Source organism: Flavobacterium endoglycinae (assembly GCF_017352115.1).
Classification (GTDB): domain Bacteria; phylum Bacteroidota; class Bacteroidia; order Flavobacteriales; family Flavobacteriaceae; genus Flavobacterium; species Flavobacterium endoglycinae.
This window is the reverse complement of sequence record NZ_CP071448.1, coordinates 4,381,192-4,407,333: the sequence shown is the minus strand read 5'-3', so window position 1 is coordinate 4,407,333 and position 26,142 is coordinate 4,381,192. Positions and strand designations below refer to the sequence as shown.

Genomic DNA, 26,142 nt, shown 5'->3' with positions numbered 1-26,142 from the left:
TCGGGTCGTATTTTACCAATAATAGTAAAAGACAATATACTGCAATTAGTTTTTTAATTTTCCAACTAAACATACGCCTTATTAATTAAATTTCACTAAATTTCAAAAACTATCCTAACATAATAGAGAATCGTTCAAATTCTACTTAAAATGATAAAAATCAAAACCACCATCAAGCCTTTTCTCACGGTAAGCGACGCAGTAATTGCTGTTGATTTTTACACCAATGCTTTTGGAGCTGTTGAATCAAAAAGATTTTCGCTTCCAGACAACAAAATATCGTCAGTAATAACAATTGAAGATGCTGAGTTTTATCTCAGTGATGAAGAACCGTGTGATGGCACTGCTTCTGCTGGCCAGATATCCAATGCGCCGATTAGGATAATTTTAGAAACTTCAAATGCAGACGAGCTATTTGAAAATGCCTTAAAACTGGGCGCTGAAGAAATATGCCCCCTAACAACTGAAGAAGACTGGAAAATTGGAAAGCTGAAGGATCCCTTTGGACATATTTGGGAGATTGGTCACCCAATTTGAATAAAAACCTAACTCTCGACATTTATACAACAACTCCAAAAATCAAGTTCCCATTGAAGAAATATAATTAGAATGGATAGCCGTTCTTCAACCGAAGCTAAAATTGATCTATTTCTTAATTATTCTTTCTTTCGAACATCTGCCCACATAAAACATAGATTTATTTCTTATTTTTATTAAACAAAATAATAAAAGGAGTAAGAGATGTCAGAAAAACATAAAGAAATATTGCTAAAAGCAAATGCAGAGGTTATAAAGGGAAATAATGAGGGTTTCCTGAATTACTGTACTGATGATGTCACTTGGACATTTGTAGGAGAACAGACAATAAGAGGAAAAGACAAGATTCGGAAATACATGATGGAAACTTACATCACCCCGCCTGAATTTGATATTGTGACACTTATTTCTGAAGGTGATTATGTTACCGCTACTGGAAGTATTAGCTTAAAAGATAATCAAGGTAAAGTAAACAGTTTTGAGTACTGCGATGTCTGGAAATTCCGCGATGGCCTAATGGCGGAACTTACAGCTTTTGTAATACCACACAAAGACTAGATTGTATATCAACTGTCAAATTCATAACAAAAAGATCTAATTCCTGCAAATCGTATGATTCGCAGGCTTTTTGTTTTTAGTGATTTTTTAATCCTTTAAAAAAGCGTAGCACATCTCAAAAATTAAAAAACATTAACTTTACAATACCCGTATCGAATACTTAATAGTTAAGATTTTTACTCAATTTAATTCAAAACCATGAATTTAAACTTCACAGGCATTCCTATTTTGACAACAGACAGATTGCTTTTAAGAGGTTTGCAGGAAGAAGATTGCCATGCTATTCATCAGCTGCATTCTGATCCTATAGTAAATAGGTTTGTAGGAAGAGCTAATTTTTCAACTTTGGAAAATGCAAAGGCTTATATCCATAAAATAGAAAATTTGGCAAATCAAAAAGAATGCTTATACTGGGCAATAACATCAATAAAGGATCAAAAATTTCTTGGTTCAGTGTGTCTTTGGAATTTTGATGCTGAAAAAGAAATTGTAGAAATAGGTTATGAACTCCTTTCTGAATTTCAATCCCAGGGTTATATGTCTGAAGCATTAAAAACTGTCATAGAGTTTACTTTTAATACAATGAACGCAAAACTCATAACGGCTTTTCCTTCAGCAGATAACGTTGGCTCTGTCTCTCTATTAAAAAAGATAGGTTTTATTTTTGATGATAAACCATACAACAATAAACACGAAAATGTAAAAAATATGACCACTTACATTTTAAAGTCCAGTTAATTTTTTACCTAAATCTCTTTATAAATTTTCAACTAACCCGTTTTCAAACTTAAATTATTTTTCCTAAATTTAAGAAACATTAAATTTAAAAATAATGAATTTAGCAAAAATAGTAGGGATTGTACTTATAATACTCAGCCTGGCCGCTGGTTATGTAGGATTAAATAGAGTGGCTGACAGCACTAAAGAAATTAACTTTTTAGGTCTTAAAATTGATGCTTCAAACGAATCCGGTCAGATTCAGGGTTTTCTTTACCTTGGGGCGGCTGTATTACTTTTGGCAGGCGGAATATATACTTTGAAAAAAAAGGATTAATTAAAGCTAAAAAATAGAAGCCTGCAAAAAATAAACTGCAGGCTTTTTAAAATGATTTCTGTTTAGTGATTTGAACGAAAATCCATTTCTTGGTTCGGCACTCCATGTTGATCCTATTTAAAATACTTGGTGAGCATTATCGGATAGATCAGCTTGGCTATAAATTTTATAGTTATTAGAATAATGCCAACATTCAGATGAAAACCCAGCAAAATATTTTTTCGGTGTTAATAATCCAATTCAACAGAAATCAAAATAATAAGACTTACAGCTTTACAATGATAAAATAAGTATAATATTACTTTGATACTGTAAGTTCAATAATTATCTTTGAGATATGGACAATTTCACTGAAAAAATTTTCGACATCCGAAAACATAGCCTTCCCGTTGTAGGAGTTGCTGCCTCAATTGATAGCCTTACAGATGTTGAGACACTCTTAAAGCATCTTCCTGAAAAAAGCGGCATGTCTTTTATTCTTTATATTGTAAATGAACAATCTGGAAATGAACTTATAAATAAGCTAGGCCAATCCACCACATTGCAAACCAAAATCATGGAGCCTGGTAGTTATCTTGATGCTGACACAATATACCTTTTGAAATCTGATCAAACGCTGTCACATAAAAATGGTACACTAACCTTAGCGGCCCGCCGCAGAGGAAATGATTCATTATCTGAAGTAGATCATTTTTTTGTTTCACTTGCACTGGCTTGTAAGGAGTTTGCCCGTGGAATTCTGATTTTTGACAATATAACAGACGGACTCACAGGGCTAGGTTATATTAGAGAACAAGGCGGTACTGCCTTTGTTCATTTATCTGAAATTATATCTGCAGACAGCGGAAACTACAGCACTTCAATTACTGAAGCTGCTGATTTTGTATTAAACATTCAGGACATTCCCGCCCAGCTGCAGCTTTTAGAATCAGTCTATGACGCCAACTATTCCTTCAGCTATGAAAAAGGAATGCACATACTTCAGGGCGATAATGAAACTTATACAGCTATTCTTCATCTGCTGCATCAAAAAAGCGGTAATGATTTTTCTAATTATAGGCAGCCTACAATTCGAAGAAGAATTGCCCGCAGAATGGTGATTGCCAAAATTAAAACATCCAAGGATTATCTGGTCTTTCTAAAAAATACACCTCACGAGCTTGATCTCTTATTCCGCGATCTGCTTATTCCTGTTACTGACTTTTTCAGAGATGCGCAAGTTTTTAAAATGCTGCCTGAGATTGTATATCCCAGAATAATAAATCGCAAAACTAATCAGGAACCTATAAGAATCTGGGTTGCTGGTTGTTCTACTGGAGAAGAAGCATATTCGATTGCTATGTCACTTCACGAATTCCTTACAGAAAAACAGATTTCTTTAAAGGTGCAGATTTTTGCGTCAGATATATCTGAAAATTCTATCGCCAAAGCACGTGCAGGAGTTTACTCACGACGTGATGTCCGAAGGGTATCTGAACAGCGCATTTCGAGATACTTTACTAAAATTGAAAATTCTTATCACATCAATAAGGAAATTCGTGACCTTTGCATCTTTGCCTCTCATAATTTTATCAAAGATCCGCCTTTTGCAAAGCTGGATTTAGTTTCCTGTCGAAACGTTCTTATTTATCTAGATTCGAATCTTCAGAAAAAAGCCTTTAAAACTTTTCACTACGGACTTGTACCAGAAGGAATGCTCTTACTGGGCAAATCTGAATCAACAAACTATACTCCCGGATTATTCGAGCCACTGGTTAAAAATCTCAAAATTTTCAACCGGCTAAATGGCATTCATTCCAAAATTCCAATTTCCAGAGAACGATTTGATATTGTTTCTACAGCAAAGTCGAAAATAGTAAAAAAAGAATTTTCACAGCCGGATTTTCAAAAAGCAGCTCAAAATTTCTTATTTGATCACTATACTCCAGCAGGAGTTATTGTGAATGAGAAAAAGGAGATCATTCACTTTCATGGCGACACAGGACCTTTTTTGCTTTCTCCTCAGGGAAAACCAAATTACAACATACTCGAAATGGTGCGTGAGGGACTTGCTTTTGAAGTCCGTTCGGCACTTTTAGAAGCCCGTAAAATGCAGCAGAAATCCACAAAAGCTTCAATACCGTTAAAGGGACGTAATTACCTGGCCGATATAGAAGTAGTTCCACTGCATGACGGCGCTGAAGAAAAACATTATTTGATTGTTTTCCGCAAAAGTGCTAAGATCATTGGAGAACAGTCCGATTATGAAGGCGTAAAAGGTCGAGCAGAAAAACGAATTAAGACTCTTGAAAAAGAAATTGAGCAGCTTAGAGAGGACATTAAAAAAGTTACAGAAGATCAGGAACTCGCCAATGAAGAACTCCAGAGTGCTAATGAAGAACTTTTGAGCACTAGCGAAGAGCTTCAAACTTTAAATGAAGAATTAGAAACTTCGGCAGAACAGCTTCAATCCAATAATGAAGAGCTTCTTGCTATGAACGAGGAACTAATTGACAGACAGCAGCAGCTAGTTTTCTCGCGCCTTTATGCCGAAGCCATTATTGAAAATATTAGAGAACCATTAGTAATTATTGACGGCGGACTCCGGGTTAAGAGTGCAAATGCCTCCTTTTATACCCATTTTTCGGCCACTGAAGAATCGGTGGAGGGAAAAATTATTTTTGATACTCTTATCGGCACAGGAAATCTTTCTGATCATCGCGAACAAATTGAACTTTCGGTCTCTAAAAACAGTAAAATGGATAATACTGAGGTTAGGATCATAATGCCGAGCGGAGAAGAAAAAATAATGATAATGAATGTAAGGCCTATTAGTAATATAAAATTGGGAGAACCCCTTGCCCTGCTGGCCTTTGAAGATATTACTGATCTGCTCACTACCAATAAAATCTTGGCCTCCACAAATTATGATCTAGCCGACAAAAACAAGCAGCTGGCTTCATTTACTTCTGTGGCCAGTCATGATCTTCAGGAACCTCTTCGCAAAATCAGCATTTTTACGGGAATGATTTTAAAAAATCCCAACAATGTGCTTTCGGAAGAAACCTTACTGCACATTAAACGTATTCTAGTTAGTGCTGGAAGAATGCAGCAGCTAATTGATGATCTGCTGATGTATTCAAAAGTGAGTAAGGTCAATGAGGAAGATTTTATAGAAACAGATCTCGCTGAGGTTATTGGAGAAGCATGTGATGAAATCGACGATTTGATCGCCAAAAAAAATGCTGTAATCCATCTTGGAAATTTTCCAATTATAAAAATAATTCCAGCATTAATACGACAGGTCTTTATTAATTTAATTTCGAACTCATTAAAATATAGCAAAGAAGACCAGGTTCCAGTCATAACCATCTCTGCGGCGTCAGATTATGATGCTGAGAAGATTTCTGCTCCGGGAAGCAGCAACTCATACTTACAGATAAGTGTACAGGATAATGGAATTGGATTTCCACAGACCGCAAAACTGCGCCTCTTTGATCCTTTTTTCAGACTCCACAGCAAAGAAGAATATGAAGGAACAGGAATTGGTTTGGCACTCTGTAAAAAAATAATGGAACTTCACGCCGGTTACATAACCTGCGAAGGTGAACCTGATAAAGGTTCGACCTTTTATTTATATTTTCCTATTTTTGCACAGAATACAAAAACAAACTAAATTATGTCGAAATCAGGTCCCATTCTTCTTCTTGAAGACGATCATGATGATCGTGATTTCATGGAGAAAATTTTTAAAGAACTCGAAATTGAAAACGAAAGAGTGTATTTAAAAAATGCTGCCGAAGCTTTAGAATATCTAAATAAAACTTCTAAATCGCTATTTGTAATTTTATGTGATGTTAACCTGCCGGGACTCAATGGTCTGGAAATAAAAAGAGAAATTGATAATAATCCGTATTTAAGATTAAAAAGCATTCCTTTTGTCTTCTACTCGACCTCAATCAGGGAAGAGCAGGTTGTCGAAGCTTACACCGAACTAACTGTTCAAGGCTTTTTTAAAAAAGAAAATGATTTTACAGAAGCTAAAAATGCTATAGCGGCTATATGCGCTTACTGGAAATTATGCAGGCATCCAAATGCATAATATTGTAGGTGGAATTGATCCCAAAAAATAAATATGAAAAGTATATTTTTAATTGATGATGATGCAGATGACCGCGAAATATTCGCAGAATGTCTGCATTCACTTTATCCATCAATTTCTTATTACGAGGCAGAAAATGGCATGGAAGGTTTTAAACTGCTGCAATCCGGCAGAGTTGTTCCAGATTTGATATTTCTTGATTTAAACATGCCTATAGTTAATGGCAAAACTTTTTTAACACAAATCAAACTAGATGAAAATTTCAAAGATATACCTGTTATTATCTACACCACTTCATCAAATCAATCCGATAAAGATTTTGCCTCAAAACACCATGCTGCTATGTTTATCACCAAACAATTTTCAATGTCTATGATTAAAGATGATCTCAAAAAAGCTGTAATCAAATTTTTAGATCTGTAAAAACCGTCTCATGCCTGTTCCCTTAAAAAAACAGCTTAACTTTAAAAGTAAGATAAAATGTCCTCGTGTATCATCAATTCAGTAAAAAAACTTTATTATGCCGCAATACTTCCCAGTCCATTATAATTTTGGTAATTAAATTTTTTAAATCATTTACCGATACAGGTTTTACAGCGTAAAAATCCGCTCCTAACTGCATGGAGAGTTGTATAGTATCGGGATTTTTTGAGGTAGAAAACATAATAATTTTTAAAAATTTTAAATTATCAGGTCGCTCCCTTATTTCCTTTAAACAATCAAATCCATTTTTCATCGGCATATTTACATTCAAAAAAATAATGTCTGGCGAATTATTCTCGACATAGAGCTTTTGTGACAAATCAGCACCGCTCTCTACTAGTTGTAAATCTATCGAAGGATAAATTTCAGACAAAACTTCTGCAAAAATCATTCTGTCATCATCATCGTCATCGACAAGACAAATACTTCTGATAACTTCCTCCTTCATTGTTTCTATTTTTAAAAATTTAAAAACAGCAGCATACATTACGAATTCTATGAGCGGCGGGAACAAATTGAAAATATGCTTCATAAGCAAAATCATCAGCAATTTTACCTGCCAAGAGTGCTGCCGAATTTTACGTTCAGATATTCTTTTATATAAAAACAGACCAGCATTAGTTTGCTGCTGTCTTAATCTCATGTACTCGTAAAAATACAAATTGTTTAACTTTTTACAAAAAAAATTAAACAAAAAATATCAATAATCTATTCTTACGTATACAATATTAAGAAACCTCTTTTGATTATAGAGATGAGAATTTGATAAGAACTTTAAATTTAATTAAATCTTAAGTATAATTAAAAACCATATGCATCGATATTACGTTAATATTGGTATACCAAAAATACATTTAACATGAAACTGATGACCTTCTTATTATTTTCCCTGATAATTCACGGCTCAATAAACTGGGAACCTGACTTTGAGAATGCAAAAAAAATTGCTCGAGAGCAGCACAAATTAATCCTGCTTAATTTTTCCGGATCAGACTGGTGCGGTCCCTGCATCCTTACCAGAAGGGACTATCTGGAGAATCAAGATTTTATTGCTATGGCCGATAAGAATTTAGTACTTGTAAATGCTGATTTTCCACGTAAGAAAAAAAATATGCCGGCAGCGGAACAAGTGAAAAGAAATGAAGCACTAGCTGAAATATACAATAAAGAAGGTAGTTTTCCTCTCACGCTTCTATTGGATTCACAAGGTAAAGTAATCAAATCCTGGCACGGGAAACCTGAATCGGCTCCTGAGCAATGGACAGCAGAGATAAAATCAATCTGTGATAGCCAAAAATAAGATGGCCGGCATTCAGAAATATTCCCAATCCTTAAGACTTATGGGCAACAGCTTTACAATCACTGTGACAGCTTCTGACCATAAGACAGCAAACGAACATATAGAAGCCGCAGTTCAAGAAATCAAACGTATAGAAAGACTGCTCACAACCTATAACGACCAGAGTCAGACCAATCAGGTCAATACTCAGGCAGGAATTTCTGCAGTGAAAGTTGACGAGGAAGTTTTTAATCTGATTGAAAGATCTATTGGGATTTCAAAAATAACGCAGGGTGCCTTTGACATCAGCTACGGTGGCATCGATAAGAGTCTTTGGAATTTTGACCGCTCAATGAAAAGCCTTCCTGATACTCAAACCGCTCTTAAGATGGTGCATCTGATTGACTACCGCAACATCTTGCTGGACAGGGAGAATTGTTCCGTTTTTCTCAAAGAAAAAGGGATGCGTATTGGTTTTGGAGGCATTGGAAAAGGGTACGCAGCAGAAATGGCAAAAAAAGTCCTGATTAAAAGAGGCGTTCAGAGCGGCATTATTAATGCCAGCGGGGATCTCTGCGCCTGGGGCCTGCAGCCCGACGGTCGTAAATGGACAATCGGTGTGGCCGATCCTGATGCTCCAAGTTCTGTATTTTCCTATATGGACATATCAGACAGGGCGGTTGCGACATCAGGAAACTACGAAAAATACATTACCATTAATGGGAAAAAATATTCCCATACCATAGATCCGAAAACAGGACTCCCAGTAAGCGGAATCAAAAGCGTGACCATCATTACTACAAATGCAGAGTTTGCAGATGCGATGGCAACGCCCATAGCAGTTATGGGGATAAGCGCAGGATTGTTTTTAATAAACCAGATTCCTGATCTGTACTGTATTATCATAGACGACAATAACAAAATCTATACTTCTAAAAACATCAGACTGCAATGAAAAAACGAAATTCCAGAAGTCAGCTTACCGCAGCAATTGTGGTAGTGGCCAGCATTCTTGCTGTTTCCTGCACTCCGGTAAAGGAATACCAGAAAGGAAAAATCAATGATTCGGAAATGGTTCTGTCTAATCGCAAAATAGAGAAAACCGAACTCAGTTTCCAGTCCTACCGTGAAGGAGCTTCCGGAGCTAATGCAGGAAAAAGCGGCGGAGGCTGCGGCTGCAATTAATTTTTATGCCTTAAAAAAATGAAAAGAGTATTCCTTACAGGAGCAGCCCTTATGGTTTTGTTCCAATTAAGAGCGCAGGATATACCTGTTGATTCCACAGGGTATAAAAGCAGAAAATTAAAAGTCGAAGAAGTAAATCTCGTATCAAGCTATTACACCCAAAATGGTGATCATTCGGCTGTTACGGGAGGAATCGGAACTCAGAAACTGACTGACATTGCAAATACCATAGACGTAAAAATGGTAAAATATGGACAAACGGGAATTAAACACACCTTTGATATCGAAGCCGGAATCGACCACTATACCTCTGCTTCTTCCGATATGATCGATCTTAGTGCCAATTCTTCTGCTTCATCTTCAGACAATCGTTTTTATCCTTCACTTACCTATCTAAGGGAAAATGAGCTGAAAGGGCAAACTCTTGGAATAGGCGTTTCTTCTTCTACCGAGTTTGATTATCAATCATTTGGAGGAAATATTAGTTTTTCGCAGAAGACAAAAGACAGGAACGGAGAATTCTCTGCACGTTTTCAGACTTTTATTGACCAGTTAAAGCTTGTGAAACCTGATGAACTTAGACCAGGAGGAGAAGGTTACGGAAGTGCAGGACGCAATACTTTTGCAGGAACTCTGAGCTACTCTCAAATTATTAATCAGAGGCTTCAAGTACTGCTTGTTGGGGATTTAATAAGCCAGAATGGTTATTTAAGTCTTCCTTTTCACAGGGTGTATTTTTCAGATGGAACAGTGCATCAGGAGAAAATGCCCGACACCCGCTTTAAAATTCCGATAGGCATTAGAGCAAGCTATTTCATGGGAGACAATATTATCATACGAGCATACTATCGTTATTACACAGACAGTTGGGATTTAAAGGCTCATACAGCAGATCTGGAGATTCCTGTAAAAATAACCCAGGCATTCTCTCTGAGTCCTTTCTACCGTTATTACAGCCAGAGCGCTGCTAAATATTTCAAACCTTATGGAGGACATTCTCAGTCTGATGAATTCTACACCAGTAATTATGATCTGTCAAAATTTAACAGCAGCTTTGTTGGAATGGGTCTCAAATTGACTCCGCCAGATGGTATATTTGGGCTTAAGCACTGGAATACGCTCGAAATCCGTTATGGCCATTATACTAGATCCAATGACCTGACATCTGATATCGTCAGTATCAATATCAAATACAGGTAGAAATATAAATCTTAATGAAATGTCTTGATAAAAGATACTTTTTAGTTATAGTTTATTCTGCTTTCAAAAAATCTGTAAAAAAACGTGATAAAGCCTGTAAATCATAAGATTCGCAGGCTTTTTTACTTTTACTGAATTTCGCAAAATTTACATAGAAAAACCATGATATATAAATATTGGAAGTTATGTTTTTCTATTCCACAAAAACAAATCTGCCTTTTTACTCAATTGTCACTATTATCTTACTTGCTATATCGATTAAGAAATTCTAAGCTGTGGATAATCTGCTGCATATTATTTTTATTTTACCATCATATTTTGGAATTTTATGATAAAAATATATTTAAAGTATTTACTTTTGAATAATAATTTAATTTGCAAACGAAATGAAATTAATAGATGCACTTAAATGGCGTTATGCAGCCAAGAAAATGAACGGGCAAGTGGTGCCGCAAGAAAAAATCGATTATATCCTAGAAGCGGCAAGATTAGCTCCGTCTTCATCTGGTTTACAGCCGTATAAAATTTTTGTAATCACAAATAAGGAATTACAGGAAAAGATAAAAACAGTTGGTTTTGAACAAAGCCAGATTGTAGATGCTTCTCATGTATTGGTTTTTGCTGCTTGGGATGGATATTCTTTAGAAAAAATCTCAGAAGTTTTTGACAGAACGGCAGCTGAACGCGGGATTCCAGCAAGCAGCATGGATGATTATAAAAAATTACTGTGGGGCAAGTATAAAGATCTTAGTCAGGAATGGCATACCAATCATGCCGCAAAACAGGCTTACATTTCGTTTGGTTTAGCTATTGCAGCAGCAGCGGAACAAGAGGTAGATGCGACACCAATGGAAGGTTTTATTCCTGCTGAGGTAGATAAATTATTAGGTTTAGAAGAACTTGGTCTTAAAAGTGTATTAGTCCTGCCTTTGGGTTACAGAGACGCTTCTAACGATTGGTTAGTGAACCTAAAAAAAGTAAGAACTCCTAAAAGTGAATTCATTACTGAAATAAAATAATTTTATTGAAAACATAAGATATCAATCAAATTCAAGTATTGATAGTATTATGCTATTTCTATTACTGCCTGCATTATCGGCACATCTTTTTTTGCCATAACCCATGGTTCAGCTGTGGATTATGGCATTTTTTTGGGCTAATGGAAATTGCAGTTTCTCGACTTTAAAAGTTTTACCCGTGGTGATAATGAACTTGAAATTCTAATGTTCAATTCGGAATTGCATCAATTAAAACTCGTTCTGTATTCTAATGGAGAAACTGATGTACGGTTTTTAAATAAACGGTGAAAAGACTGTGGATGTTCAAAGCCCAATTGAAAAGCTATTTCAGATACAGAAAATGAGCTGGTTGATAAAAGTTCCTTTGCTTTTTCAATTAATCTATTTTGAATATGCTGTTGGGTCGTCTGTCCTGTCTGAGCCCTTAGCATATCGCTTAAATAATTAGCGCTTACATGCAGTTCCCCAGCAATAAGCTGAACAGTTGGAGCGCCTTTTTCAGCTAAGATGTCATTTTTAAAATATTTATCTAAGACTGCTTCTAATTTAGTCAGCAGATTGCTGTTCGCTTTCTTTCTTGTCAAAAACTGTCGGTTGTAAAAGCGGCCGCAGTATTTTAATAACAAATCGATATTAGACACTATTAAATCCTGTGTAAAAGCATCAATGTTGTTATCCATTTCAGATGATAGGTTTTCAACAATATCCATCACCGATTTTTCTTCTTTTTCAGAAAGATGCAGTGCTTCATTAGCCGAATATGAAAAGTAACCGTATTCTCTTACTGCAGCTGCTAAGGGATAACCCTGCAGAAAATCGGGATGAAAGACTAGTACAAAACCTCGTACACCATTAAGTAAAACATCATCGAACTGTAATACCTGATGTGGAGCGATGAAGTACATAATTCCTTCTTCAAAATCGTAATACTGCTGTCCGTACCTGCATTTTCCTCCAGCACAGTCTTTCTTGATAGCAATTACATAAAAATCTGTGGTTATCGCCTTTAAAATGGTTTCAGGCTCCAGTTTAACCTCATCAAAATTAAAGACACTAATCAGGGGATTACTGGGTTTAGCTAATCCCAGAAACTGATGCAGCGCACTGATGGATGAAACTTTGGAAGGAGTTTTCATTACTTGATTTTCAGATTTATACATGGCTAATTTAATGATTTATTGTAGTACTTCCAGATTGTTCTTTCTTAATCTGTTCAATTCCATATTTATAATCTGTTACCTTAAAGTCAGGGAATCTTTTTCTGAATTTGGTATCGTCAAAAATATTATCGTGCTCATATCTTGGCAGCAATTCCAGCAGTTCTTTTACTGGTTTGTTAAATACTGCGCCTAGCGTAAAAAAGATTTTTGGAACAACGAAATATTTCAGTTCCTTACCATAAATATCCGAAGTTAATGCAATAAACTCCTGATACGTTGGGTGGCTTTTATCAACAGGCAAATGCCAAGTCTGTCCAAAAGCATCAGGTGTGTTACCAATTAAAGCCGCAGCATGACTTGCATCAGGTGTCCATATCAGACTGCGCTTTTTGCGACTGCTTAACGGCACTTTCAGTTTTTTATGCTGTTTAAGATTGTTGAAGATTAAGGTATTGGTAATACTTTGTGTTTTACCGGGACCGTAAAATTCAGGCGCACGGCAGATCACTGCTTCCAGTTCTCCTGAACTTATTTCTTTCAATACCATTTCAGCCATTTCGCGGCGTACTTTTCCTTTTCTGCCTACTGGATTAAAAATAGTATCTTCTGTTAGAACCCTTCCGTCCTGAGGATACATATACGTATTGTCAAAGAAAACCAATTTGGTTTTGTTTATTTTGCAGGCTTCAATCACATTTTTTAAAATAACTGGAAACTGCTTTTCCCATAATTCTGTACTGATTGGCAAACCCAAAGTAAAATAAGCTATTTCACTTCCTTTCACTGCTTCAATGGCTTTTTCGCGGATGGATAAATCTGCAGAAAAAACTTCATCGGTATCATTAACCTTTTTCGCATTACGGCTTACAATCCTGATCTGGGAAGTAAAATTTCTTTTCAGTTCTCTTGCCAGTTCTTCACCTATCTGCCCATTAGCGCCTAATATCGTCTGCATATCTTTATTTTTTTAAATTGTACTGCAAAGTCAGATCTCTGTCTGTAAACCGTATATCTGATTATTATTACTATGTATTATTTTATTTTTCTTTTGTAAAATATTTTTTTCCAATTCATACTGTTATCTTTTTACACTGCAAATTTCCGACGTATCAAAATCTCAGCAGTATCAGAATTAATGGAATTTGTAACATAATCTCTGTATTCTATATATGAGTTTGGAGTATTTGAATAATGCTGTTTTATACTGATATGGAAATTATAAAATATGGTTTTAATTTTCTTGTAAGCATAAATTACCATCAATATAGTATTTTTAGGCTTTTGATAATCAACAAATAAACGTTTTAACATCAATAATGAAATATTGATTGAGCAATAGGAAGACTTGAATAAATTGAAATAAACACCATAAGGCACTTATAAATCCATAAAAAATGAACGGAATTTTTTTTAAAGATTGGCAGAGTATTGGACATGTTGCCATTACAACCATTGCCGCTTTTATAGCCCTTTTTCTTTTTGTCCGCATTTCTGGGAAAAGAACTCTGGCAAAACTCAATGCATTTGATTTTGTTGTATCAATAGCACTGGGTTCTACCCTTTCTGATATTATGCTTGGAACTATCCCATTTTTGGAAGGGCTGATTGTCCTTTTTTTAATTATTTTTCTTCAGTATTTTTTCGCTTTGCTGGCACGCACGTCCTCTAGAATGGAACGGATTATCAATACTGTTCCCCGTCCTGTTTTTGCAGACAACGAATTCTTCGAGAAGACAATGGCAAGAGAAGCTATTACCAAAGAAGAAATTTATGCCGCAATTCGTTCTGCCGGCATCGATCAAATTAAAGATGTCAAAGCAGTAGTAATGGAATTGAATGGAACCATGAGCGTCATAAAACGCACACAAGGCAGCGGTCCCAGCTCGCTTGATGATTTAAATATTAAAAACTGAGATTTAGCATAATTAATAAATCCCCTAGTATGCTGTAAAAAAGTATTGTTTCCTTAAAGTTGTTCCCTTAAAAACTGCTCAAGCTCTTCCATACTGGAGGGTTTTGAGATATATTTCACTGCAGTGTTGTTTCTGGCAAACCAAGGCTTCATTACTTCTTCGGGAGGAGTTGACATGACAATCACCTCAATATTTTTTAAACGCTCAATCTGCTGCATGCGTTGTATAAATTCGAGTCCGTTAACTGCCGGCATGTTATAATCCAAAAACAGAATATCAGGAAGATCATCTGACCCAGCCAGTTCTTCGAGTGCTTTGGAAGGATTCATCGAAGTGCGGCACACTGCTTCTGCATTTACTTTCTTTAAGGCTTCAAGAAATAAAAGCGTATCGTCGATGTCATCATCAATCAATAATATATTTTTATAAGACATATTCTTTTTTTTAAATAGATACAATATTACATTCCACTATAGCTTCTTTCACAAGCCTAGACAAAATATCTGCAATTACGGAAATAATTATTACAAATGAACTGTAATATCATTACCCTTTGTAGTGATTGTGGGATTTCCTTTTTTCAACAACCCAGACAGCAAATAGTTTAACTGAGATTCAGTCATATCATAATCTAATGTATCTTGGGTTTCAAAATGAAAAAGTAAAAGTGAAATTTCTTCTGGATGGTCATTTTGGCGATCGGCAGACGCACCGATGTAATCCAATTCGAGCTGTCCTGCATGCAACAGATCAGTTACAAAATGAAGATCCGTTTCGTCGGGAAGTATCAACTGTCCGGTTTTAAATATAACAGTATGTTTGTTCATATATAAGTATTTAAAATTATTTATAATTCAGAAATTAGTAAAATTACCCCTATTTTGCCTCATCAGAAACACTTGCATCCCCTCTTTTATGCTTACGCTGCTTTTACCCTTGGGTATAATTTGATTATTAATCCTTTTAAACGCTTGAGGTAATCTTCCATAAGCCATTTTTTATAATTGACACTGGCATTATCCAGACATTTTACATACTGTTTCACACGCCATTCAATTTCAGGCTGAAGGGCTTCTGCTAAAGCAAGTGCCTGAGAAAGGGTTTCTGCATTTTCCATACACATTGCAGCCTGCTGTCGGATAGAATCCTGAATCACCGTTTTTGGCTTTTTATCCATATCAAGAGCTTCTTGATAATGCTGCTCGACATCAAAAGCTACTTCAAGGGTATTGGGAAACTGTGCCCTTAATGCTGCCGAAAATCCATGTGATTGTAACGATGAACCGCTGGCGGAGTGATATTGGAGCTGTTTGGCAAAATCATCGGGATGTTCAAAAACGAATTTCCAGTCTACCGGTTGTTCCCAAGCTCCGAAACGCTGGATATTATTCCCAAGATCAATTATAGAAAAAGTTTTCTTGGACGGAAGTCTTCTGGCTGCCCGCCCAATCATCTGATGATAAAGGGTTATAGAGGTTGTGGCACGGTTAAGAATCACATGTTGTACAGTGGGTTCATCAAATCCAGTAGTCAGGATAGATACTGAGGTAAGCACGGCATCCTTTGTTTTCTTAAACCACTTGAGTATTTCCTTTCGCTCCTCGTCATCCGTTTTATTATCAAGATGTCTGATCGGAATACCAGCAGCGGTAAAAGTTTCCAGTACTTTAAGCGAAGTGGCGATTCCATTATTAAAAATCAGTGTTTTTTTACCTTTTGAATGCTCACCATAGGCTTTTAGTAATAGGTCCTGCATCGCCGCAGAACTATACAGCTCATTGGAAGATCGCACTGTATAGTCGCCATGGGTTCCTCTTTGAAGCGAATTAAGTTCTACTTCGTAAATATGTGATCGAGGCTCTGCTAAAAAACCTCCAGCAATAAGATCTGAAATGTTTTCACCTGCCAAAAATGACTTGTAGAAGCTGTTCATCGGTTTGGAAACATCTGAACTGAAAGGCGTCGCAGTTACACCTATTACAATGGCGTTCTTAAAATTCTTCAATAATTTTCGAAACGAATTGTGATGCGCTTCATCAATAATTAACAGTCCAACGGCAGCAGTTTTTACTTTTTTTGACCGGATTCTGTTACGCAGCGTTTCAACCATTGCCACATAACAATCGTAATCCGTTTTAAAATTGCTGCTTCTGCTGTTGATCAAACAAGATTTTACACCTATTTTTTTTAATGCTGATGAAGTCTGTGCTGCCAACTCTTTACGATGGGTTAATATAAGAGCCTTAGTGCCAAAATGTGCAGCAAATCTGCGGACAATTTCACAGAATACTATTGTTTTTCCTGCTCCTGTTGGAAGCTGGTATAAAAGTTTCAGGTTTGAAGCATCCCACATCTGCTCAAAGATAATATCAATATCCCTCTGCTGATAAGAATAAAGAACAGGATCTGTCTGTATATTTTTTTTCATGTTGGTCTATTTGTCCGATTATTACAAATTTAACCTCATAACAGTGTATTGGGTTACAACATTAAAATTAAGATTTATATATTATCCCGTTTATTTATAGCAATATACTACTTTGATTATACAAAAGTCCAACGGTCTTAAATAGAATTTGCAAAGTGACTTTTATTTTATTCTTGGATTACGATAGTAAAATTATAGATACAAATTGAAAAATTTTATAACGTTTGCTTTTCTAAAAGGAAGTAATTTTCTTAAAAATTAGTAAAAAATGCAGCAAGATAAAATGAAAAAAAAGATCGCCATTTTAGGAGGTGGTCCCAGCGGACTCTTTCTTTACAAAAGACTTGTCGAATATGGAAGTACGGACCTTGAGGTAACCATTTTTGAAAAAAAGAGTATGCTGGGAGCCGGTATGCCTTACAGCAGTGAAGGCGCGAATGATGAGCATGTAACCAATGTCTCTGACAATGAAATACCCGACATTGTTACTTCTATAGAAGAATGGATAAAAACTGCTCCCAGTGATTTACTTGAAAAATTTGATATCAATTCAGGCCATTTTAATGAATATAAAGTACTGCCGAGAATTTTATTTGGTCATTACCTTTCTTCACAGTTTGAACTTTTACAGCAAATTGCAGCTGTAAAAGGAATTACTACCACTATCCACTACGACACAAATGTTACGGATATTATTTATAAGCAGGAAGACCAAAAAGTATGTGTAGCCACAGCGGCTGGAATGGAAGAATTTGACTATGCCGTAATTTGCACCGGACATAACTGGCCTAAAAAATATGAAGGAAAGGTTAAAGGCTATTTTGACTCTCCTTATCCGCCTTCAAAGCTTACTACAAAATTAAATCATGCTGTGGCTATAAGAGGATCTTCCCTTACTGCCATTGATGCCATACGAACTTTAGCACGCTGCAACGGAAAATTTATAAAGGAAAATGATGGAAAATTACGTTTTGAAAAAGCAGAAGACTGCCCTGATTTTAAAATGGTGATACATTCACGAAGCGGTATGCTTCCGGCCGTTCGGTTCCATTTGGAAGATTCTCATTTATCACACGATTCTTTGCTTACGAGAGAAGAGATCGATGAGCATCGTAAAGGAAACAATGGATTTCTTTCTCTTGATTTTGTGTTTAAAAGAAATTTCACGGAAATTTTCCGCACTAAAGATCCTGATTTTTACAATCGTATCAAAGACCTTTCTATTGAAGAATTTGTGGAAGAAATGATGGAACTTAGAGAGCGTTTGGATCCTTTCCAGCTTTTAAAAGCAGAATACGCACAAGCTGAAAAATCCATAAAAAGACAGGAATCTATTTATTGGAAGGAAATGCTTGCTGTTTTAAGTTTTGCCATGAACCATCCGGCAAAATATCTTTCGGCAGAGGATATGCAGAGATTACAAAAAGTACTTATGCCTCTAATTTCTATAGTGATTGCTTTTGTACCTCAGAAATCGTGCGGTGAACTTCTTGCTTTGCATCACGCTGGCGTTTTGGATATCACAGCGGTAAATCAAGACAGCACTGTAGAACCGCAGCATGGCGGAGGCATACTTTATAAGTATCTGGATGAAAATCAAAATCAAAAAGAAACCTATTACAATACATTTGTAGACTGCATCGGCCAGCCGCATTTATCCTATGAAGATTTTCCTTTTAAAACACTGCTTTTACAAAAAGCTGTAAGTCCAGCCGCATTAAAATTTAAATCAAATGAAGCTGCAGAAACAATTTTAGAAAATGGAAGTACACTGGTTGAAAAAAATGCCGATGGAAGTTACTCTCTTCAGGTTTCTGGAATTGCAATTAACGACAACTTCCAGATCATTGACCAGTATGGGTCTTATAATGAAAATATTTATATTATGGCTGTACCTTATATTGGAGGGTTTAATCCGGATTATTCTGGTTTGGATTTCTGCGAAGCTGCTTCTCTAAAAATTGTTGAGGATATTTTTAAAGAAGAACTTTTTGAATTGTAAGTACATATAAAAAGGCCGACTTCAAATAAGAAAATAAACTATGGCTCTTATCTTTAACGGATAGAGCCATATAAAAAAAGTTGAGACCACAAATTTTCACATTTAAGTGCTTACTGAACTTCTAACTAATTTATTTAGACAGTTGGAGAAGCCCCGCCATCTACAGAATAATTTGTTCCAGTGATGTATTTTGCCTCTGGTGAGGCAAGAAATGCTACCAGAGAAGCTACTTCTAGAGGTTCTGCCATTCTGTTTAAGGGCACGCCTACTTTATCCATTATAGCTTTAAAAGTATCATCAAAATTACTTCCTGAAGACGCCGCAATATTCTCAATAAAATCCAGCATTAAAGTGGTTTTAACAAGACCGGGAGAAACTACATTGACACGTATTCCTTTAGGCCCTAACTCGCTTGCCAGTGCTTTACTGTAAGCATTCAATGCCGCTTTTGCCGAAGAATAAGACATCGTCATATCCCAGATAGGCTGTTTTGCCGCTCCTGTCGAAATATTGATGATTGATCCACTATTCTGATTGATCATTGTAGGCAGTAGAGCTTTGTTGATTCGAACTGCTGTCATAAAATTCAATTGCCAGTCGTTGTACCAGTCTTCATCCGAGAGTGCCGCATAACCTCCACCAGGACCTAAATTTGCACCTGCATTATTGACAATAATATCTATCCTGCCATATTTTTCAATAATTTCTTTAGCAATCATTTCAGCGCTTTCTGGCTGCGTGAGATCTGCTGCTATAAAATAATATCCGTTTATACCTGCCTCTGGTGTATTACGGGCGGTAACTATTACCTCAGCTCCTTTATCTTTTAACGTATCAGCAATAGCTTTACCAATGCCTTTTGTTCCGCCGGTTACTAAAGCAACCTGTCCTTTGAAGATAGAATCCATATATTTTTTTTTAAATTGAATTGCAAAGTAAGACACAAAACTTTACTTTTGAAAGTAGTTACACGAATGTACAGTAATAACAAAAAGTAAAGGATTAAACAAAGGCAGACACTTATGGACAAAAAAAAAATAAAAAAAATTAGTGAGCGTTGCGCACTTCAGGAAATTTTGGACGTAATAGGAGGAAAATGGTCTATGTCGATTATTTATGCTTTATTTCCGGGAAAGAAACGCTTTGGAGAATTGGAGCGGCTAATACCTGGCATAAATACACGAATGCTGGTTAAAGAACTTAAAAATATGGAAGCAAATGGCATTGTCACTAGAACAGTTTTTGCAACCGTGCCGCCTACAGTTGAATATACCCTGACCTTAAAAGGTGAAAAATTAGAACCAATTATTAATGAACTTTATAAATGGGGGCTGGAGCATGTCAGCTAATTATTTGGAAATAATATGATTTCCAGAATATGCCCTATCGACAAAAGTCCTAACCAAAGATTAGGACTTTTTATTTTTAAAATCCAACAGTTTAAGTTCTGTTCTCTTCTATAGTAACAAAATCCTCATTATTATCTGCTGGAATTTTTAAAGCAATAATTGCATTATTTTTTTTCAATACTTATTAATGTAAACCGTTTTCTTGTTTACAAATTCCTGAATACCATCCTGCGAAAGTTCACGTCCATATCCTGAATTTTTAGTTCCTCCAAAAGGCAGTCTCTGGTCACTCTTCACGAGTTCATTTACAAACACTGCACCTTCATCAAACTTCGGTATTAATCTAGATGCTTTTTCGAAATCCTCTGTGAAAATGGTGACTCCAAGTCCAAATAAACTTTTATTTGACAGCTCAACAGCTTCCTCTTCATCATTAAAAGTTGTAATTCCGATTAGAGGGCCAAAAACTTCTTCTTTAAAAATAGACATCTCGGTTGTCACATTGCCTACAACAGTTGGCTGAAAATAAGCTTTATCCCTTTTACCACCCAGCAACACTTCTGCACCTTTATCCAGAGCATCTTGAAGCTGTTTTTCGAGTTCTTCAGCAAGGTCAATGCGAGCCATTGTTCCTATGGTCGTTTTCTCATTCAATGGATCTCCAGGCTGAAGTTCTTTGACACCTTCCAAAAAAGCTTTTGTAAATTCTTCCGCAATTGCGGATTCAACCAATAAGCGCTTTCCAGCTATGCAGCTCTGCCCCGCATTTTGAAAACGTGCCTGCACGCACGTTTTTACAGTTTCTTGCAGATTACAATCTGCAAAAACAACCAAAGCATTACTTCCTCCTAACTCAAGCACGGTTTTTTTAATTTGACTTCCAGCAACGGCCGCTACAGCTCTTCCTGCTGTTTCACTTCCGGTCAATGTAACCGCTTTCACTTTGGGATTTTTAATGATTTCCTCTACCATTTTACTCCCAATAGGTAAATTCGTAAAACAGCCTTTTGGAAAACCTGCTCTTTCAAATACTTTTTCAATATTTACAGCACTTTTCATCACATTACTAGCATGTTTTAAGATCCCAACATTTCCTGCCATCAGTGCGGGTACTGCAAAACGCATGACCTGCCAAAACGGAAAGTTCCATGGCATAATTGCCAAAATAATTCCTATTGGCTCGTAGCTTACATAACTTTTATGTGCTTCTGTTTCAATTATTTTATCGGCAAGATGCTTTGAAGCATTATCTGCATAGTAATCACATAAATTAGCGCACTTTTCCACTTCTGCTAATGACTGCGCGATGGGTTTTCCCATCTCTTGGGTAATAATCTGGGCATATTCTTGGGCGTTTTCTCTCAGCTCCTCTCCGGCTGCTTTCATTAATATTGAGCGTTCAGAAATTGAAACTTCTTTCCAAAGCTTGTACTGCTCCTCTGCTCTATTAATTGCCATTTCGACATCTTTTTTATCTAATTCTGGAATCTCAAAAACTATCTCTTGAGTATAAGGATTTATAGACTTTATCATAACTAATTATTTAACGTATAACATTTTTAAAAGCTTTATAAAAGGTACAAATTATTTTTAAAACAATTAATTTATCATCTTCATGAAATCAATACATTTGTGTAGATTCTAACTTATAGGAGATTGTAAATCACAAGTAGAGCACGTAATTAGTCATGAAACATTCGCAGAAAGGAGAATTCTATGGTGATACCCATAAAACCATTTGCTTGGATGGCATTACTTTGACTGATACTGTATACACGCATCCTAAAGTAGATTGGCATTACCATGAACATGCTTATTTTACTTTTATTCTGCAAGGAAATGTGATAGAAGGCAATAAAAAAGAGATTTATGATTGTTCGCCAGGAAGTTTATTATTTCATAATTGGCAGGATGCACATTATAATATAAAACCTGAAGGATTTACAAGAGGTTTTCATCTTGAAATTGAGAAAAAATGGTTCGATACGCTGGGGCTGAATAACGAAACTTTGGAAGGAAGCAGTAAAATTGGAAATCCGTTGATTAAGTTATTGATGTATAAAATTTTCAGGGCGTCTAAACTAGATACTGATGCTTCTATTTCGACACAGAGTTTATTATTGGAAATTTTATCTCAGTTAAAAAATGACAGCCAAGGTATTTTACACAAAAAACCAAAATGGGTAACTCAAATCGATGAAATTCTCCGAGAACAATTTGCAGAAAACCTGACTCTTGAGGTTTTATCAAAAATGATAAACGTACATCCAATGCACCTTTCAAGAGATTTTTCTAAATATTTTAATTGCACTTTAGGAGAATACATCCGAAAATTAAAGGTTGAAAAAGCGTTGTCTCTAATGGCATTACAAAACCAGTCTTTTACCGAAATTGCGTATCAATGCGGCTTTTCAGATCAAAGCCATTTCAATCGCTGTTTTAAGGAAGTAAACGACATGAAACCTTCAGATCATAAAAAATTGCTTTTTAGTAAATAAAATTACGATGTTAATTTTATACAATTTTCAATGTACATAGAACTGTAGTTTTGCCTTTTAATCTTTAGAAAACAAACTATGAAACGAATTCTGTTACTAGTATTCCTGCCTCTTTACAGCATTGCAATCGCTCAAAATAGTGATCTTTATAAGATAGACACAATCAAAAACGAACTTCATAAAGCTAATATTGGTAAAATTACCTTTATGAATGGAAACATTCCATTAGATCAATACCAACCATCGGATATTTTAAAATCTTATGAACTCAAATATAGATCAGATTTAAATATCAGAGTTTTTATGCAGAATTCTGTTGCCAATTATCTGCATCAATTAGCGCCGGACTTATCTCCAGAAAAATTGCTAAAATCAGGAAATCTTCAGTTTTCTTTTTATGTAGATAACAAACTAATTTATACCGAAAATATTCATCATGGCTGTAATTTCGGGTCAGGCGGAAACAAGAATACTTCAACTACTTTTAGAGTTCCGCTGACGAGCACAAAAGGCGAAGATTGGTGGGCGATGAATATGTTTGACCGATTTAAGGAAAATGGCGGAAAAAAAGCATTAACTGATGGAAAACATTTGTTTAAAATTGAAATCAGACCTTATATAAAATTAGATGAAAATACACCTGTAAAAACAGGAAATTTAATTGCCGAAGGTCAAGTGCAATTGATTATAAAAACACCTAAGCTAACCGCAAAGCAAATCGAAGTTCAGCCCATACAACCCAACAGCGATTGGGAAATTTCGAACTTTCCGTTTGATAAAAAGAAAATTGAATTGTTAAATGTCACCATTGCCAATTACAATTTGAAGGAAATAACAAGTATAGTGGTGATACGTGAAGGCAAACTTATGCTCGAAGAGTATTTTAATAATGCTGATAGAAATACACTACACGATACACGATCAGCAGGAAAATCATTTACTTCGACATTGATGGGACTTGCCATACAAGATGGATTTATTAAAGATGAAAATCAAACTTTGAAAAAGTTCTACGATTTAAAACAGTTCGACAATTATGAGGTTAAAAAAGACAGTATAAAATTAAAAGATTTATTAACCATGAGTTCGGCTTTTGACGGATCAGACATTCGCGGAGATTCTCCGGGAAACGAAGAAAATATGTATCCAAGCGAAAATTGGGTCAAATTTGCATTGAACTTACCAATGGATAAAGCCAAAACTAACGGCGGCCAATGGGATTATTTTACTGCAGGAGTTGTATTACTTGGCGACATTCTGGACAAGTCTATTCCTGAAGGGCTGGAAAAATATGCTGCAGAAAGGCTTTTTAAACCTTTAAACATCAATCAGTACCAATGGCAATACACTCCACAAAAAGTGGTCAATACCGCAGGAAGCTTACAAATGACCTCATTGGAATATGCCAAATATGCGCAATTGTATAAAAATAATGGTGTGTGGAACGGTAAACAAATACTTTCTCCTGAATGGATACATAAAACTTTTACACGCCAGATACAAATTCCAGAAAGGGACAATCAGTTTTATGGGTATTTGTTTTGGAATAAAACTATTGCTTATGAAGGTAAAAAATATGAATATTTCTATTGCGCCGGAAACGGAGGTAATCAGTTTATAATCTTTAAAGAACTTCCGCTTGTGATTATCATTACGTCAAAAGCATATAACAAAGCGTACGGACATCCTCAAGCCGATACAATTATCGGAGATTATATTTTGCCAGCTGTGCTAAAATAAGAACAAACAACAATCAATAAATAAAACGGAATATAAGATTTCTTTTTACAACAAAAAAATACCGATCGGTTTATTTTTTTCTTATTTTTGCAGTCTAATCTCTAAGAAAATAAATGTTGAAATTTTAAAATATAAGATCATGTCATTCTTAGAAAAAAAGATTATGAAATTTAAAGTGTAATTTTTTTTGCTCAAAAAAAAGACCGATTGGTTTATTTTATAAATATAAAAACTAAAAAAATAAATGGAAGAATTTGATATTGCCGTTATAGGATCAGGTCCTGGCGGATACGTTGCAGCGATAAGAAGTGTGCAGCTGGGATATAAAACAGTTTTAATTGAAAAATATAGTACGTTAGGCGGCACATGCACCAATGTTGGGTGCATTCCTACAAAAGCTCTTTTAGACAGCACACATCATTATGCAGAAGCTGTTCACAGTTTCAAAACACATGGCATTGAGCTATCTGATGTCCAACTTAATTTTGAACAACTATATAAACGTAAGACAGATGTAGTAAGTAAAAACACTCAAGGTTTAGAGTATTTGATGAATAAAAATAAAATCAAGGTCTTACACGGAGTTGGTTCGTTTTTAAATACTGAAACTTTAAAAGTATCGCACGCTGATCAGAAGGAAACGATCATAAAATCAAAGAAATACATTATTGCTACAGGGTCAAAACCCGCGACTATTCCTGGTGTCGTAATCGACAAAAAAAGAATCATCACTTCTACCGAAGCGCTGGCAATGAAAGAAAAACCAGAAAGCATTGTCATCATTGGCGGCGGTGTTATTGGTGTAGAAATGGCTTCTATTTTTAATAGAATAGGAACCAAAGTAACTATTTTAGAGTATGCCGATAACCTGATTGCGAACATGGACAGAGAATTAGGAAATACTTTGACCAAAATTTTAACAAAAGAAGGAATAGAAATTAAACTGCAGCATAGTGTATACAAAGCCGAAAATATAGGTGACAAAGCCAAAGTATATTTTAAAAATAAACAAGACATTGCCCAAGAATTAACTGCTGATTACGTTTTGGTTGCTGTGGGCAGAAAACCTTATTTGACAAATTTAGGTTTAGAAAATACTAAAATAGAATTAAATGCAAATGGAACAATTAAGGTAAACGAATTGCTTCAGACTACTTCACCAAATATTTTTGCCATTGGTGATGTTATTGGAGGTGCTATGCTGGCTCACAAAGCAGAGGAAGAAGCCGTATTTGTAGTAGAAAGAATTGATGGTCAAAAACCGCACATTCATTATAACAAAATCCCATCGGTTGTGTACACTTGGCCGGAAGTTGCTTCGGTTGGTGCTACTGAGGAGGAATTAAAGAAACAAGGAACTCTTTACAACATTGGCAAATTCCCTTTTGCGGTTAATGCCAGAGCCAGAGCAGGAATGGAAACAGAAGGTTTTGTAAAAGTACTTTCGGAACCTAAATACGGAGAACTTTTAGGTGTGCATATCATTGGAGCAAGAGCAGCTGATTTAATTGCTCAAGCTGTGGTTGGTTTAGAATATGAAGTAACGGCTCAAGACATGGCTTCTATTTGTTATGCTCATCCTACCTATTCGGAAGTATTAAAGGAAGCCTATACGATTGCATCAGGAAAAGCATCGGTTAATATTTAAAATTAAGT

26 protein-coding genes are annotated in these 26,142 nt (G+C 35.7%); 18 read left to right on the top strand and 8 right to left on the bottom strand.

Going from position 1 to position 26,142, the window contains the following annotated elements; all coding sequences use genetic code 11:
• The first annotated feature begins 150 nt into the window (after window positions 1-150).
• The 7 genes from J0383_RS19390 to J0383_RS19360 all read left to right on the top strand — a co-directional run bounded on the left by J0383_RS19390 (window position 151) and on the right by J0383_RS19360 (window position 6,653).
• Window positions 151-537: a VOC family protein gene (locus J0383_RS19390; protein ID WP_207295610.1), complete on the top strand. Its 387-nt coding sequence runs from the start codon at window positions 151-153 to the stop codon at window positions 535-537.
• A 204-nt stretch (window positions 538-741) separates the two neighbouring features.
• Window positions 742-1,095 carry a nuclear transport factor 2 family protein gene (locus J0383_RS19385; protein ID WP_207295609.1) on the top strand — a complete coding sequence of 118 codons (354 nt, stop codon included), beginning with the start codon at window positions 742-744 and terminating at the stop codon, window positions 1,093-1,095.
• 198 nt (window positions 1,096-1,293) lie between these two features.
• Window positions 1,294-1,833, top strand: a complete 540-nt coding sequence (locus J0383_RS19380) for a GNAT family N-acetyltransferase (protein ID WP_207295608.1) — start codon at window positions 1,294-1,296, stop codon at window positions 1,831-1,833.
• A gap of 94 nt (window positions 1,834-1,927) precedes the next feature.
• Entirely contained in the window at window positions 1,928-2,149 is a 222-nt protein-coding gene (locus tag J0383_RS19375) for a hypothetical protein (RefSeq protein ID WP_207295607.1), read from the top strand.
• Window positions 2,150-2,486: 337 nt separating this feature from the next.
• Window positions 2,487-5,804, top strand: a complete 3,318-nt coding sequence (locus J0383_RS19370) for a CheR family methyltransferase (protein WP_207295606.1) — start codon at window positions 2,487-2,489, stop codon at window positions 5,802-5,804.
• Between the two features lie 3 nt (window positions 5,805-5,807).
• Window positions 5,808-6,230, top strand: a complete 423-nt coding sequence (locus J0383_RS19365; RefSeq protein WP_207295605.1) for a response regulator — start codon at window positions 5,808-5,810, stop codon at window positions 6,228-6,230.
• A 33-nt stretch (window positions 6,231-6,263) separates the two neighbouring features.
• Window positions 6,264-6,653, top strand: a complete 390-nt coding sequence (locus J0383_RS19360; RefSeq protein WP_207295604.1) for a response regulator — start codon at window positions 6,264-6,266, stop codon at window positions 6,651-6,653.
• A 73-nt stretch (window positions 6,654-6,726) separates the two neighbouring features.
• On the opposite strand, the gene J0383_RS19355 is transcribed toward J0383_RS19360, so the two are convergent.
• Entirely contained in the window at window positions 6,727-7,356 is a 630-nt protein-coding gene (locus tag J0383_RS19355) for a response regulator (protein WP_207295603.1), read from the bottom strand.
• A 216-nt stretch (window positions 7,357-7,572) separates the two neighbouring features.
• Here J0383_RS19355 and J0383_RS19350 point away from each other — a divergent pair, with 216 nt between their 5' ends.
• From J0383_RS19350 to J0383_RS19330, 5 genes are all read left to right on the top strand, one after another.
• Window positions 7,573-8,013, top strand: coding sequence for a thioredoxin family protein (locus tag J0383_RS19350; RefSeq protein ID WP_207295602.1), 441 nt, complete (start codon window positions 7,573-7,575; stop codon window positions 8,011-8,013).
• Window position 8,014: 1 nt separating this feature from the next.
• On the top strand, window positions 8,015-8,947 hold the full coding sequence (locus J0383_RS19345; RefSeq protein ID WP_207295601.1) for an FAD:protein FMN transferase: 933 nt from the start codon (window positions 8,015-8,017) through the stop codon (window positions 8,945-8,947).
• Window positions 8,944-9,177 carry a DUF4266 domain-containing protein gene (locus tag J0383_RS19340; protein WP_207295600.1) on the top strand — a complete coding sequence of 78 codons (234 nt, stop codon included), beginning with the start codon at window positions 8,944-8,946 and terminating at the stop codon, window positions 9,175-9,177. Before J0383_RS19345 ends, J0383_RS19340 begins: the two co-directional genes overlap by 4 nt.
• Before the next feature lie 18 nt (window positions 9,178-9,195).
• Window positions 9,196-10,377 carry a DUF3570 domain-containing protein gene (locus J0383_RS19335; protein ID WP_207295599.1) on the top strand — a complete coding sequence of 394 codons (1,182 nt, stop codon included), beginning with the start codon at window positions 9,196-9,198 and terminating at the stop codon, window positions 10,375-10,377.
• A gap of 386 nt (window positions 10,378-10,763) precedes the next feature.
• Complete coding sequence (locus J0383_RS19330) at window positions 10,764-11,396, top strand: nitroreductase family protein (RefSeq protein ID WP_207295598.1); 633 nt, start codon at window positions 10,764-10,766, stop codon at window positions 11,394-11,396.
• A gap of 224 nt (window positions 11,397-11,620) precedes the next feature.
• Here J0383_RS19330 and J0383_RS19325 read toward each other — a convergent pair whose 3' ends face one another.
• Window positions 11,621-12,532 carry a helix-turn-helix domain-containing protein gene (locus tag J0383_RS19325; protein WP_207295597.1) on the bottom strand — a complete coding sequence of 304 codons (912 nt, stop codon included), beginning with the start codon at window positions 12,530-12,532 and terminating at the stop codon, window positions 11,621-11,623.
• A 31-nt stretch (window positions 12,533-12,563) separates the two neighbouring features.
• Complete coding sequence (locus tag J0383_RS19320; RefSeq protein WP_207295596.1) at window positions 12,564-13,511, bottom strand: NAD-dependent epimerase/dehydratase family protein; 948 nt, start codon at window positions 13,509-13,511, stop codon at window positions 12,564-12,566.
• A 439-nt stretch (window positions 13,512-13,950) separates the two neighbouring features.
• Between J0383_RS19320 and J0383_RS19315 the strand changes: the two genes are divergently transcribed.
• Window positions 13,951-14,469 carry a DUF421 domain-containing protein gene (locus J0383_RS19315; RefSeq protein WP_207295595.1) on the top strand — a complete coding sequence of 173 codons (519 nt, stop codon included), beginning with the start codon at window positions 13,951-13,953 and terminating at the stop codon, window positions 14,467-14,469.
• Window positions 14,470-14,522: 53 nt separating this feature from the next.
• Here J0383_RS19315 and J0383_RS19310 read toward each other — a convergent pair whose 3' ends face one another.
• The 3 genes from J0383_RS19310 to J0383_RS19300 all read right to left on the bottom strand — a co-directional run bounded on the left by J0383_RS19310 (window position 14,523) and on the right by J0383_RS19300 (window position 16,897).
• Window positions 14,523-14,882, bottom strand: a complete 360-nt coding sequence (locus tag J0383_RS19310; protein ID WP_207295594.1) for a response regulator — start codon at window positions 14,880-14,882, stop codon at window positions 14,523-14,525.
• Between the two features lie 111 nt (window positions 14,883-14,993).
• On the bottom strand, window positions 14,994-15,296 hold the full coding sequence (locus tag J0383_RS19305; protein WP_207295593.1) for a hypothetical protein: 303 nt from the start codon (window positions 15,294-15,296) through the stop codon (window positions 14,994-14,996).
• A gap of 92 nt (window positions 15,297-15,388) precedes the next feature.
• Window positions 15,389-16,897 (bottom strand): DEAD/DEAH box helicase, encoded by a 1,509-nt coding sequence (locus J0383_RS19300; protein WP_207295592.1) that lies wholly within the window; start codon window positions 16,895-16,897, stop codon window positions 15,389-15,391.
• Between the two features lie 283 nt (window positions 16,898-17,180).
• Here J0383_RS19300 and J0383_RS19295 point away from each other — a divergent pair, with 283 nt between their 5' ends.
• On the top strand, window positions 17,181-18,899 hold the full coding sequence (locus J0383_RS19295; RefSeq protein WP_239023104.1) for an FAD/NAD(P)-binding protein: 1,719 nt from the start codon (window positions 17,181-17,183) through the stop codon (window positions 18,897-18,899).
• A 134-nt stretch (window positions 18,900-19,033) separates the two neighbouring features.
• On the opposite strand, the gene J0383_RS19290 is transcribed toward J0383_RS19295, so the two are convergent.
• The gene (locus tag J0383_RS19290) at window positions 19,034-19,807 is read right to left on the bottom strand and encodes an SDR family oxidoreductase (protein ID WP_207295590.1); all 774 of its coding nucleotides are present in this window, start codon (window positions 19,805-19,807) and stop codon (window positions 19,034-19,036) included.
• Window positions 19,808-19,921: 114 nt separating this feature from the next.
• Between J0383_RS19290 and J0383_RS19285 the strand changes: the two genes are divergently transcribed.
• The gene (locus J0383_RS19285) at window positions 19,922-20,248 is read left to right on the top strand and encodes a winged helix-turn-helix transcriptional regulator (protein WP_207295589.1); all 327 of its coding nucleotides are present in this window, start codon (window positions 19,922-19,924) and stop codon (window positions 20,246-20,248) included.
• Window positions 20,249-20,422: 174 nt separating this feature from the next.
• Here the strand turns inward: J0383_RS19285 and J0383_RS19280 are convergent, their stop codons facing one another.
• Window positions 20,423-21,781 (bottom strand): NAD-dependent succinate-semialdehyde dehydrogenase, encoded by a 1,359-nt coding sequence (locus J0383_RS19280; RefSeq protein ID WP_207295588.1) that lies wholly within the window; start codon window positions 21,779-21,781, stop codon window positions 20,423-20,425.
• Between the two features lie 155 nt (window positions 21,782-21,936).
• Here J0383_RS19280 and J0383_RS19275 point away from each other — a divergent pair, with 155 nt between their 5' ends.
• From J0383_RS19275 to lpdA, 3 genes are all read left to right on the top strand, one after another.
• Window positions 21,937-22,746 (top strand): helix-turn-helix domain-containing protein, encoded by an 810-nt coding sequence (locus J0383_RS19275; RefSeq protein ID WP_207295587.1) that lies wholly within the window; start codon window positions 21,937-21,939, stop codon window positions 22,744-22,746.
• A 78-nt stretch (window positions 22,747-22,824) separates the two neighbouring features.
• Window positions 22,825-24,486, top strand: coding sequence for a serine hydrolase domain-containing protein (locus tag J0383_RS19270; RefSeq protein WP_207295586.1), 1,662 nt, complete (start codon window positions 22,825-22,827; stop codon window positions 24,484-24,486).
• 244 nt (window positions 24,487-24,730) lie between these two features.
• Complete coding sequence (gene lpdA, locus J0383_RS19265; RefSeq protein ID WP_207295585.1) at window positions 24,731-26,134, top strand: dihydrolipoyl dehydrogenase; 1,404 nt, start codon at window positions 24,731-24,733, stop codon at window positions 26,132-26,134.
• The last annotated feature ends 8 nt before the right edge of the window (window positions 26,135-26,142 follow it).